The 11365-nt window shown below is 35.0% G+C and carries 10 protein-coding genes and 2 pseudogenes; 11 read left to right on the top strand and 1 reads right to left on the bottom strand.

Annotated elements, in window-relative coordinates; genetic code table 11:
* Positions 1 to 4 precede the first annotated feature (4 nt).
* Positions 5 to 1009 (top strand): outer membrane beta-barrel protein, encoded by a 1005-nt coding sequence (locus ACYSNX_RS05960; protein ID WP_461753765.1) that lies wholly within the window; start codon positions 5 to 7, stop codon positions 1007 to 1009.
* Between the two features lie 177 nt (positions 1010 to 1186).
* On the opposite strand, the gene ACYSNX_RS05955 is transcribed toward ACYSNX_RS05960, so the two are convergent.
* Positions 1187 to 1927: a hypothetical protein gene (locus tag ACYSNX_RS05955; RefSeq protein WP_461753764.1), complete on the bottom strand. Its 741-nt coding sequence runs from the start codon at positions 1925 to 1927 to the stop codon at positions 1187 to 1189.
* 304 nt (positions 1928 to 2231) lie between these two features.
* Here ACYSNX_RS05955 and ACYSNX_RS05950 point away from each other — a divergent pair, with 304 nt between their 5' ends.
* The 10 genes and pseudogenes from ACYSNX_RS05950 (at position 2232) to traJ (ending at position 11322) form a co-directional block, all read left to right on the top strand.
* Positions 2232 to 3071 carry a hypothetical protein gene (locus ACYSNX_RS05950; protein WP_461753763.1) on the top strand — a complete coding sequence of 280 codons (840 nt, stop codon included), beginning with the start codon at positions 2232 to 2234 and terminating at the stop codon, positions 3069 to 3071.
* A gap of 648 nt (positions 3072 to 3719) precedes the next feature.
* Positions 3720 to 3986 (top strand): helix-turn-helix domain-containing protein, encoded by a 267-nt coding sequence (locus tag ACYSNX_RS05945; RefSeq protein ID WP_461753762.1) that lies wholly within the window; start codon positions 3720 to 3722, stop codon positions 3984 to 3986.
* A gap of 443 nt (positions 3987 to 4429) precedes the next feature.
* On the top strand, positions 4430 to 4900 hold the full coding sequence (locus ACYSNX_RS05940; protein ID WP_461753761.1) for a hypothetical protein: 471 nt from the start codon (positions 4430 to 4432) through the stop codon (positions 4898 to 4900).
* A gap of 27 nt (positions 4901 to 4927) precedes the next feature.
* Positions 4928 to 5470: a DNA topoisomerase gene (locus ACYSNX_RS05935; RefSeq protein WP_461753760.1), complete on the top strand. Its 543-nt coding sequence runs from the start codon at positions 4928 to 4930 to the stop codon at positions 5468 to 5470.
* A gap of 102 nt (positions 5471 to 5572) precedes the next feature.
* Complete coding sequence (locus tag ACYSNX_RS05930; protein WP_461753759.1) at positions 5573 to 6244, top strand: hypothetical protein; 672 nt, start codon at positions 5573 to 5575, stop codon at positions 6242 to 6244.
* Positions 6245 to 6513: 269 nt separating this feature from the next.
* Positions 6514 to 6822, top strand: coding sequence for a DUF4134 domain-containing protein (locus tag ACYSNX_RS05925; RefSeq protein ID WP_461753758.1), 309 nt, complete (start codon positions 6514 to 6516; stop codon positions 6820 to 6822).
* Positions 6823 to 6832: 10 nt separating this feature from the next.
* The gene (locus ACYSNX_RS05920; RefSeq protein ID WP_461753757.1) at positions 6833 to 7180 is read left to right on the top strand and encodes a DUF4133 domain-containing protein; all 348 of its coding nucleotides are present in this window, start codon (positions 6833 to 6835) and stop codon (positions 7178 to 7180) included.
* Positions 7164 to 9659 (top strand): annotated as a pseudogene (locus ACYSNX_RS05915) (TraG family conjugative transposon ATPase). Before ACYSNX_RS05920 ends, ACYSNX_RS05915 begins: the two are co-directional and overlap by 17 nt.
* 71 nt (positions 9660 to 9730) lie before the next feature.
* A complete protein-coding gene (locus ACYSNX_RS05910) occupies positions 9731 to 10345 on the top strand; it encodes a DUF4141 domain-containing protein (protein ID WP_461753769.1) in 615 nt (204 codons plus the stop codon).
* Between the two features lie 2 nt (positions 10346 to 10347).
* A pseudogene (traJ, locus tag ACYSNX_RS05905) lies at positions 10348 to 11322 on the top strand (conjugative transposon protein TraJ).
* Positions 11323 to 11365 lie beyond the last annotated feature (43 nt).

Genomic DNA, 11365 nt, shown 5'->3' with positions numbered 1-11365 from the left:
TGCTATGTATAGAGTAACCTCAAATTTACAAGGGCAGCAGCCCCAAGTAGCAAGTAGAGTGAAAGCAATTAGTAAGTCCATTTTTATGGGCTTACTACTACTTAGCTTTTCAACAAGCTTTGCTGCGAATGACTTAAGGAAGAATCCTTTAGAGAATAAGACATTTTCAGAAAAATATAAATTATTTGAAAAAGATAGAGACTTGGAATTTATTGCTGCTCCCTATGGAAGTAGTTTTTTTTCTGATGGCAAAGTAGAGCTATATCTTTTGGCAGGGATCAATTTTGCTGGAGCTAAAGCTGAAGGTTTTAGCACAAAGGCAGGAAGTAATTTTGGATTAGGTGCTAGTTATAACCTTCCTTTAAACTATAAATGGAGTTTGATTGCTGGACTGGAAATTTCCATGAGTCAAAATACATTCAAAAACGAAGGTTTAACCGGCCAAGGTAATTATGTTGATCCAGAGGGAGAATTCTTTATTTTTAAGTACCGCACCAGTAGTTTTGAAGAAACCTTTAAAACCACAAGATTATCTATCCCTATTTTAGTAGAGTATGAGCTTTTAGATCAAAGGAAGCTTTATGCTAGAACAGGTTTTAAATTTGGAATCAACTTAAATAGTAAAATAGATTTACAGGCGAATAATCTACAAACCAGTGGTTATTTTCCAGAATATGACGTGGAGTTCAAAGAGCCGAGTTTTGCTGGTTTTGGAGATTTTGGAGATTTCAAGCATAGTGTAAACACGGATGTAAAAGCAAGAGTGTCTTATTTATTAGAAGTAGGAACTAGTTTTGAGCTGCCTAGTTATGATTTAATTCAAGTATCAGTATTTTATGATCTTGGTATAACAAATGAAGGTTTTTCTCGTAGCAATGAGTCAGATCTAGTAGAATACCGCCCAGTATTTAATGATGCTATTACTTTAAATAGTGGCTACCAGGTAAGTGGTAAAAAATTAAAAACAAGTAGTGTTGGAATCAAAGTAAGTTATAGCTTTGACTTTTAGAGCTTGATCATCTTTTATTTCTTTAAAAATGTCCTATTAGAAGTTGTTCTTTTAGGGCATTTTTATTATCGGTAAATTGATCAAGAATCAATAACATATACAGGAAGTGATTCTGCTGAATTAGCAGTTCGCTTATCTAAAGTAGCATTGCTTTAGTGAATTAAAAGAACAACTAGATTACTCAAAAGTAGTCCTTTGGAGTTCTAATATAATTATATCTCCATTGAATAAAGTATACTCTAAATTTACAAAGCCATAGGTTTCATTAAAATATGCCACTAAAGAACTTTGTCCAATATCAGTGGTAGCTATACCATACACTTTTGTAGTTTTTAACTCTCCCAGTGGGGTAGTTAGAGTGTCTTGACCCTGGATTTCATAGGTGTAGTTTAAAAGTAATCTTCCTTCCCACACTCCCCATCTAGGATCACCCCAATAAGGGGCAATACTCATTTGATCTGTCCAAGTGAACCCTGTCCTTTCTTGCAGTTTAATATAAGGAAAAGGACAAGTTTCTAAAGCTTTTAAATAGCCAAAGCGCGGAGGATGTAGCCAAATATTCTCTTGGTTATCTACTAGTCCTGTAGAAGTTCTAAAAGTAGGATTGGGGTAATCACTATACTTTATCTCTGTTTGGTTTTTATTGGTTCTACCAAATAACTTTGATTTAACCACAGATAATTGAATTTCATCAATAGCTTCATTTTTATTGGTGGTAAGGGAGTCTTTTTGCGCCTTATCTAAATAATACTCTTTATTTTCGGATTGGATTTTTACCATATAGTAAAAATTGCTTCCTACACGATAGACTACATTGTTTTTATCTACTTTTGATTTCTCAATAAAGACTTTATCATATTGTTGGGCGTTACTACTACCATATATAATAAGCAGTAGAAATACAAAAAGTTTTCTCATAAGTGTATGTAATAGGGTAGGTTAGATTTGTTTACTAAAAACTAAAGATACATTTTTTATTAGTGTTTTTAAGATAAAAAATAGAGCGTTTTTAACATGATGGTGCTCTACATTTGTTTTGTTTTTACATCTTTATTACATTAGTATGAGTTAGCATTTATTCCACTTTATTGGTTAAATTCCCTCAAAGTAAAGTATTCTCTATTAGGCTTTAAAAATTGGTCTATTACTTGTATAAGATGCTAAATAATCTATTTACCTTGTAGAGAATTTATGTTTTAATGAACTGTAAAAGGGGAGATGTATGAAAAATGTAAGAACAGTAGTGAGTAGAATATTTCTATTATTAATCTGCCTTATAGGTATTGGGTGTACTAAGAGCTATAAAATGCAGCTATCTAATCCCATAGAGCATGGCGGGAATATATGGCAAGGTTATTTTTTAGCTGCGGATTCCGTGCAGATCCCTCTTCGTTTAGGCATGCGTCAAGATGATTCCTCCTCTGGGTTTATAGAGGGGTATCTAGTAAGCGGTACACAGGTGCTTAGAAAAGCAATCTTTAAAAAAGATAATGCCTTTGAAATGCAAGTTGGCCTACACAGTAAGTTAGTAGGAACTTTTGAAAATGACTCTGTTTTAAAAGGTAGCTTGATTTATTCTCTAGGTACAATACAACGTCAAACCCCCTTTGCACTTTATTTAGCCAAGGATAATTTCTATCCCTATAAGACTACAGAGAAAACAACTTTAATTGATCCTACCGGTTCTTGGGAATTAGAATTTCCACAACGAGATTCTATTTTTTCTTTAGTATACGATTTACGCAATATGAAGCAATTGGATATTTATCGCAGTGGTGATACTATTATCTCACAGGGGTATACCTCTGGAGAGGGTACTCACTCTATGAATGGAGTATTTAACGAAAATGGGTTTACAATGGCATCTTTTCACCATGGGGTACCTTTTTTAGTGGAGGCTAACTTTATAGATTTCGATTCCTTCAGTGGGGTAGTGTATAACGATGAGATTAATTACCCCATAATTGGAAAAAGGAAAAACCAGTTGCAAGAAGACAAGGAGTTTACCTCTTCTGTAACTTGGGGTTTTATACAGTTTATTAAAGCCTTTTTTAATAGGTAGTCTATAATTTAGACAACTTAACTATAATGAACTTTTTTAATATCAGCTTATATGTCCTAGATAATCATTAATGCTATTGACTACTTATAAAAATTCCTATGTAATAGGAATTTTTCATTTACTACCTGTTTGTATAAATCAAAACGCTTACATTTTTTAATTTTAACATTTTATTGGGAAATTTTACCCGAAAAAGCTAATCTCTGTAAAACCTTATTAAACCTAGGATTTTTAAAATAAGGACATTTTATATTTTGCTTAAAAACAATAAATTAGAATTTATTTTACTTTTTTCTACTTTTTTTCGCAAGTTAAATTATTGGGATTCTAATGGATGTTTTTCTGTGATTTTGCGCTTCCTAAAAAAAGCTGTATCTCCAATGTAATAAGGGGTAGGGAGGAGTCTGCACCTCTTTTATTTGGCATGGAAATTATAGGCTGTACACCAAAGAAGAGAAGCTATAAAAGTGAAGTTTTTAAAAATAAATTACGGTTATTTTTAAAACTTGGCAACAGATGTGTTTTTTAGTCTTTTAATTTGCAATGGATAACGATAAGATTAACCATCTAATACTTAGTGTTATGAGTATAATAAGCCCAGAGGAATTTAAGAGTTGACTTGACACAATCTCTAAAGAACAAAAGATATTGCAAGAAAAGCTAGAGGCTCTTTCAAAGAAGAACAAACTCTTTCAAGGAAGAAAAACTTTAGATACTCAAGAAGTTTTGCAACTCCTAAAGGTAAGTCCACGGACATTACAACGTTACCGCTCCCAAGGTAGACTGCGTTACTTTACAATTGGTGGCAAAATCTATTATAAGGTGCAATCTGTATATCGAATAATAAAACAAAATATACACAGGCGCACTGCAAGTAGATATAAAAAAGCAAGCCAAAGGAGCAATAAGAAATAAAACTGTTGCTAAGGCATAAAATATAAAAATACATTGTTTCTTCTATTTGTTCATTGGGAAGGTTAAGGCCTGGTACTTTGCTAGGTCTTAGCCTTAATAGAAACGGGGGAAAAGAATAAATCGAAAGTGGATCATTTTGATTTATAAACAATAGATACGTTTAATTAAAAATATATTGCACTATGAAAGTTGTAATTACTTCAAGTCGAGAGGTAGGCAGAGTAATCGCTATAGTGATTGGTGCTACCAAAAAACGCCAAGGATATTATTTTGGTAGTGGTTACTTAGTCACATGAACTACAAAGGACTTAATCGCTTTACCTGAAATAGAGGATTATTTAGAAAAAACCGTTGCTCAAAATGAGTTACCTTTCATTCCAGAGAAGCCTACTTATTTGCTTCGACAAGTACGAACAAAAAGAGGAAAGCTGCGAACATGTGGTATGGCTACTGCCCAAATGGAATTTTTAGATGAACTACTCAATGAGAATGGTACTCAGCTTATTATGGCTACTGAGCCCAGTAAAAATGGGGAGTTATTAGCCTGGTATGTGTATGATTACTTAAAGTGCACATTGCCTGTCACTAGGGTATGGATTCCCGTACTTACTCATGAGGCTATTCGCCATGCCTTTGCCAATCTTGGGGATCCTGCTTATTCCAAAGAATTGCATTTTCAGGCTAAAACCAGGCATTATTGTGACTGGCTTATAGCGGTGAATGCCACAGCGGCAATACGCAGGAAGTTACCAGATCACCAGTTTAACCTTAGTAGACTAACAAGCGGTCTATTAACTCTAATGATGGACACTTATACTAGAAAACTTCGTTTTAATTGGGCTGGACGCTCTCAATTGAAAGTCATTCTAGAAAAAAATGGAGTGGAGTTTTGTGTGGTATCCAATACTATTTGAAGAGGTGAACTTCCGGGTTTTAGTACTATGAAAAAGGTGAAAAATGCAAAGTTTGCTAGTGTTTTAGAAGTGAGAAGTAAAGAGCATACCCAAAAGCCTCCTATGCTGTTTAATATGCGAACACTTCAAATAGAGGCAGGTAAGCGCATTGGTTATAACGCTTGGCGAACTAACTTTTTAACCATGGCCTTATATCAAAAAAGATATCTTACCTACCCTAGAGTTGCAGGCAATCAAATTAGAGAATCTACCTATAAGCAACTGCCAATGCTACTAGATGTACACCGTAAACACAAAAAGTATAAAGACCATATTCGCTGGATTCAGTGCGCCCCAATTACTAAAAGACTAGTGGGTGATTTATCCCAAATGGAGCATGAGGGTATCTTTATAACTCCTCGCTACCAACATTTTTTAACCCTTGGACAAAGCAAATTAGTAGACCTTATTATGGAAAGAATTGTGCAGAGTCTTAGTGATGATTGCCAAAGAGAGCTTACAAGTATAAAAGTCGAGATTGCAGGTGAGGTATTCACTGGACATTTATCCAAGATAAAACAAGCAGGATGAAGAGCTGTAAATGGAGAATTAGAGTATTCTAATAAGGATACTGTTTTAGAGGAAATACCTGAGTTATCTGTAGGAGATAAGCTTGTTATTAAATCAGTGGAAATGCTTCATAAAAATTGCGAACACTACGGTGTTTTTCACGGATCTCAAGTTGTGAAGATGCTCGATTATATCTATAAAAACGGCAGTGACTTATGGGCAGATCATGACTTAGCAGTAGGTCATGAAATCTTAAATAAAAGTGTCATACATACCCTCTATACCCAGGATTTATTTAATTACTTAAACGGCTACTATTACTTTAAAGATGTAGTGTTTCGCTTAACTAGAGTTCTCAAACACACTGTTCTAGGGCAAAGAAGTACACTTAGAGAATTTGAAAGTACTTTAATGAAGTACTTTAATAAAGAGTTGTCTCAGGAGCAGTGGCTTGAGTATTTTCACGGACTCCTAAAGCAAATTGTAGAAGATATAGAATCTTTAGAACTCTCCAATATGATGTCGCCCTTTAACTGTCCAAAGTGTGGACATAGAAGCGTCTATGTAAAGGGAATAGAGATAAGCTGTATTAATCCCTTTTGTAAATGGCAACAAAGTGCTTTTATTATGGGAGTGAGCTTAAATCTAGAACAAATTGAGCAACTCTTAGACCCAGTGGGTACTAGAATTAGTATCACTGCTATAATAGGAGAGGGCTTGTTTGCAGAGAAAAATCTTTACGTTGACAAAGCGTGTAATATTGTTTGTGAAGATGTTAAATGGCTAAACACCTAATTGCATTATTTGCTGGACCTAATCACCTTATCTTAAAAACTGCTTTTATAAAGTTATCCTCTTTTAGTAAAGTTACCTTCTATCTTTTTTAGTCTCTCAGCTTAGTGGATACAGTAGATACGTGGCTACCTTCCCAAATATTATTCAGTATTCTTCTACTGGGGTTTACTCCGAAACATTGACTTGGCTCTAGGTGGGAGTTATAAAGGCTTTAAAGCCCAGTGGTGTACTATTGTTATTAAACCAATTAACTATTAAAAATATAAATTATGAAAATCTCAATCTATTTTAAGTTTGGCGTAATAGTTTGCGCTTTACTATTTTGCAATTCCATTTTAGCTCAAGGTAACGGTATAGCTGGTATTACCGAGGCTACCAATATGGTTACTTCTTATTTTGACCCTGCATCCAAGCTTATTTATGCCATTGGAGCTGTGGTGGGTCTAATCGGTGGAGTAAAAATTTACCATAAGTTTTCTAGTGGAGACCCAGATACAAGTAAAACAGCTGCTAGTTGGTTTGGAGCCTGTATATTTCTAATAGTATCTGCTACCATTCTTAGATCTTTCTTTTTATAAAAACTATACTATGGTAAAACGTTATCCTATTTTCAAAAGAGTGGGTAATCCCGTGGAAATTCGAGGTCTTAGTGCATCTTATTTAAAGTATGTGATGATACACTGCTTTGCAATTTTTCTACTGACCTGTTTTTTGTTTATGGCAGGTATGGACCCTTTATTTGTTTTAATAAGTTTGTTTGGTTCCATCTTTTTAGCCTTGTACATATTGTACTATGTAAGTAAGAAGTATGGAGAACATGGCCTTATGAAAAAACGTGCTAAAGCAAGAATGCCAAAGTATATTTTATCCAATAAAACGTTGTTTAGTTGTATGGAATCCATTTTTAAAAAATCTAATCATGATAAGAAAACCTAAAAGAAGTAATATAGAAAAGATGTTTCCCATTTTAAATGTGGAGTCTAATGTTATTCTATCCAAACAAGGTGATGTAACCTTGGGTTTTAAAGTAGAATTACCCGAAATATTCACTCTTAGTGCTAAGGATTATGAAAAGTTACATGCCCTTTGAAATAAGGCCTTACAACTATTGCCTGTAAATACCATTGTACATAAACAAGACTGGTATTTGGCCCAAGAGTACAAGGGCGATTTCTCAGAAAAGAAAGACGATTTTCTGGATCGAAGCTATGAAAAGCACTTTAATGAAAGATCTTATTTAAAGCATAATTGTTATTTGTTTTTAACCAAGACTAGCGCCAATAAATTGCGCTCAAATAGTGTTTTGTCTTCTTTGTGTAGGCCTAATTTAATCACTAGCCATACAGTGGACCCTGAAGAGTTAGAAGCATTTTTTCAAAGTGTTAGCTTGTTTAAAAATGTGCTAGAGCAAAGTCCTTTTATTAAAATACAGTCTTTAACCCAGGAGCAAATTATCGGCAGTGATAAAAGTGGAGGATTAATGCAGCTTTACCTCACTTTAGATGAAAGGGAAAAGATTGTATTAAAGGACATAAGTATACAGGAGGATAGACTGCTGTTAGGGGATCAAAGATTGATGTTTCACAGTATAAACGATTTAGAAAACATGCCCAATCAGGTAAGTCCATGTGGTGTGTTTAATAAACTATCTACCCCAAATAATGAGTGCTTTTTATCTTTTGCGGCTCCTTTGGGATTACTACTGGATTGCAACCATATTTACAATCAATATTTGTTTATTGAAAAAAGTAGCGAGGTACTAAAAAAACTGGAGAAAAGAACAAAGAATTTGTTTTCTCTTTCCAAGTTTGGCAAAGAGAACTTACAAAACTCCCAGGGTAATAGGGCGTATTTAGAGGAGGCTCAACAGCAGGCTAAGACCAGTATTAAAGCCCACTTTAATATTATGTCCTGGAGTTCTTGTGAAAAACAGGCTAAAACAATAAAAGAGCAGTGTTCTACTGCAATTACTTATCTAGATGCAGTGCCTAAATACTGCACGGTTGATGCTCCAGCTTTATATTGGGCTGGGATACCAGGGAACAGTGGAGATTTTCCTATGGAGGAGAGTTTTCTAACCTTTTTCGAACAGGCCATTTGTTTCTTCACCCAAGAGACTAATTATCAAAGCTCTACTTCTAGCTTTGGGGTAAAGTTAAGTGAGAGGTTAAGTGGAAAACCCATCTTGGTGGATTTTTCGGATTTACCCCTGGAAAAAGGCATTATAAATAATCGAAATAAGTTTATTATAGGGCCTTCTGGAAGTGGGAAGTCTTTTTTTACCAATCATATCCTTAGACAGTATTACCAACAAGGTGCCCATATACTCTTAGTGGATACAGGAGATTCTTATCAAGGCTTATGTAATGTAATTAGGGCAAAAACAGGCGGAAAGGATGGCCTTTATTATACCTATACACAGGATGATCCCCTTTGTTTTAATCCTTTCTATTATCAAGGTAAGCCCTATGATATAAGTAAAAAACAAAGTTTACACGCTCTACTTATTGCGCTTTGGAAAAGAAAACAAGACACCTTAACTAGAAGTGAACAAGTATGGCTTTCTAATGCTATTTCCCTTTATGATTTAGAGCTACAAAAAGCGGAGATTACCCCTGGGTTTGATAGTTTTTATGTGTTTTTACAACAGGATTTTGCCTTGGAGCTACAAAAGAACAAGGTAAAAGAAAGGGATTTTGATCTTTCTAATTTACTAACAGTATTACAGCCGTATTACAAAGGAGGAGAATACGATTTCTTACTCAATGCATCACAGGAGATTGATCCTTATGATAAAAGGTTTGTTGTATTTGAAATAGATGCCTTAAAGGATCATGAGATTCTCTTTGGCGTGGTGACCATTATTTTGATGGAGCTCTTTATTCGTAAACTGCGCAACTTACATGGAGTGAGAAAGGTTATTTTAATCGAAGAGGCATGGAAGGCTATTGCTAAACCAGAGATGGTAAACTATATACAGTATTTGTTTAAAACCGTGCGTAAATACTATGGTGAGGCAATAATTGTTACCCAGGAAATAGAGGATATCATCAGCTCCGAAGTGGTTAAACAGGCTATTATAAACAACTCTGATTGTAAGATGTTACTGGACCAAAGAAAGTACATCAATAAGTTTGAACATATACAAGCCTTATTAGGTCTTAGCGATAAGCAAAAACAGCAGATTCTCTCTATTAATTTAGGTAATGACCCCAATAGGAAGTACAAAGAAGTATGGATTGGGCTTTCTACCACACATAGCGCGGTTTATGCCACAGAGGTAAGCCCTAGTGAATACTGAGCTTATACCACAGAACACAAAGAAAAAGTAAAACTTCAAGGTGCTTTAGCTCTTTATAAAGGTGATATACAAAGAGCTATTACTCACTTAGCCCAGCAAAAGAAGGATTTTTAGCTGTGAGGCAATCTCTATCTATAACCTCCAAGATGTTTTTAAAAATAGTTGTTATGTCTTTGAAATATTTAATGCTCTTTTTTAGCTCTGCTCTTTTGTACACTGGGGTAGCTAAGGCGCAATTCACCGTGTATGATCCAGGTAATTTTGCCCAAAGTATTATAAACTCAACCAATCAAATAGCCCAAGGAAGTGCTACGGCTCACGGGGTAATGCAAAATTTTCAGGAGTTGCAGCGCATCTACAATCAAAGTAAAGTCTACTATGATAAGTTAATGCAGGTGAATCATCTTGTTAGAGACGCTAGAAAGGTGCAGCAAAGCGTCTTATTAATAAGTGAGATTACTCAAATGTATTTATCTAGCTTTTCTAAAATTATGCAAGATCCCCATTTTAATGAGAAAGAAATTTTAGCCATAGCCTCTGGATATATATTACTATTACAAGAGACTACTGCACTTTTAGTAGAGCTCAAACTTATTATCAATCCAAGTAGCTTATCGTTAAATGACAAAGAGAGGATGGATATTATCGATAGGGTATATTCCCTTATCAGGCATTACCATAGCCTTGTGAATTACTATACAAGGAAGAATATTTCTGTGAGTATTATAAGGGCCTCTAGCAAACAGCAAAAGCAAAGAGTTCTTGAACTCTATGGAAATACTAACCAAAAATTCTGGTAGTTATGCAAAGAAGTAATTTACATGAAGTTCTACAAGAACTATACAATCAAATGATGCCTCTGTGCCAGGATATGAGTCAAGTGGCTAAAGGAATTGCTGGACTTGGGGCGCTTTTTTATATCGCTTTAAGAGTATGAAAGTCTCTAGCTAACACCCAGCCCATAGAGGTATATCCTCTTTTAAGGCCTCTTGCCATAGGAGTGTGTATTATGTTTTTTCCCAGCTTAGTTTTAGGTACAATAAATGGGGTTTTGTCTCCTATAGTTCAAGGTACTCATCAAATTTTGCAGACTCAAGTAGTAGATCTCAATGCCTTACAAAGCTATAAAGATGATTTAAAAGCAAAAGTTTTACTAGATGATCCTCAAAGGGCCTATCTAGTTTCCAATGAGGAGTTTGATAAAAAGTTAGAAGAATTAGGTTGGTCGCTCTCCGATCTGGCTAGTATTAGCGGTATGTACCTCGAAAGAAGCATGTATGATTTACAAGAGAATATAAAGGAAGGGTTTCGCGAATTCTTAGAACTGCTCTTTATGGGAGCCTCTTTAGTGATTGACACTATGCGTACCTTTTTTTTAATCGTACTGTCCATCTTAGGTCCTCTTTCTTTTGGTATATCGGTTTGAAGTGGTTTTGAATCCACCTTACTATGGTGGGTGATGCGTTACATCAGCGTGTATTTATGGCTCCCTGTAGCCGATTTGTTTTCCTCTATGCTCTCGCGTATTCAAGTTTTACTATTAGAGCAGCAGATACAGGAACTTCAAAACCCAAATTATATCGACGATGGCTCATCCACCATTTATATTCTTTATATGATAATTGGGATAGTAGGCTATTTCACAATACCAAGTGTAACAGGTTGGGTTATACAGGCTAGTGGGGTAGAGCGTTTTACCCAAAATATTAACCGATCTGCTTTTATAGGTGGTTTTATCACCAAAACTCTGCTATCGGGTTCTAAAAAGGGCGGGTAATAATGGCGAAAAAGGCTAGTTGTTGGTTTACAAGGTAGATCAG

The sequence above is a fragment of the Myroides sp. LJL115 genome (genome assembly GCF_054871665.1).
The sequence above is the reverse complement of the archived record's forward strand: the minus strand, read 5'-3'. Positions and strand labels throughout refer to the sequence as shown.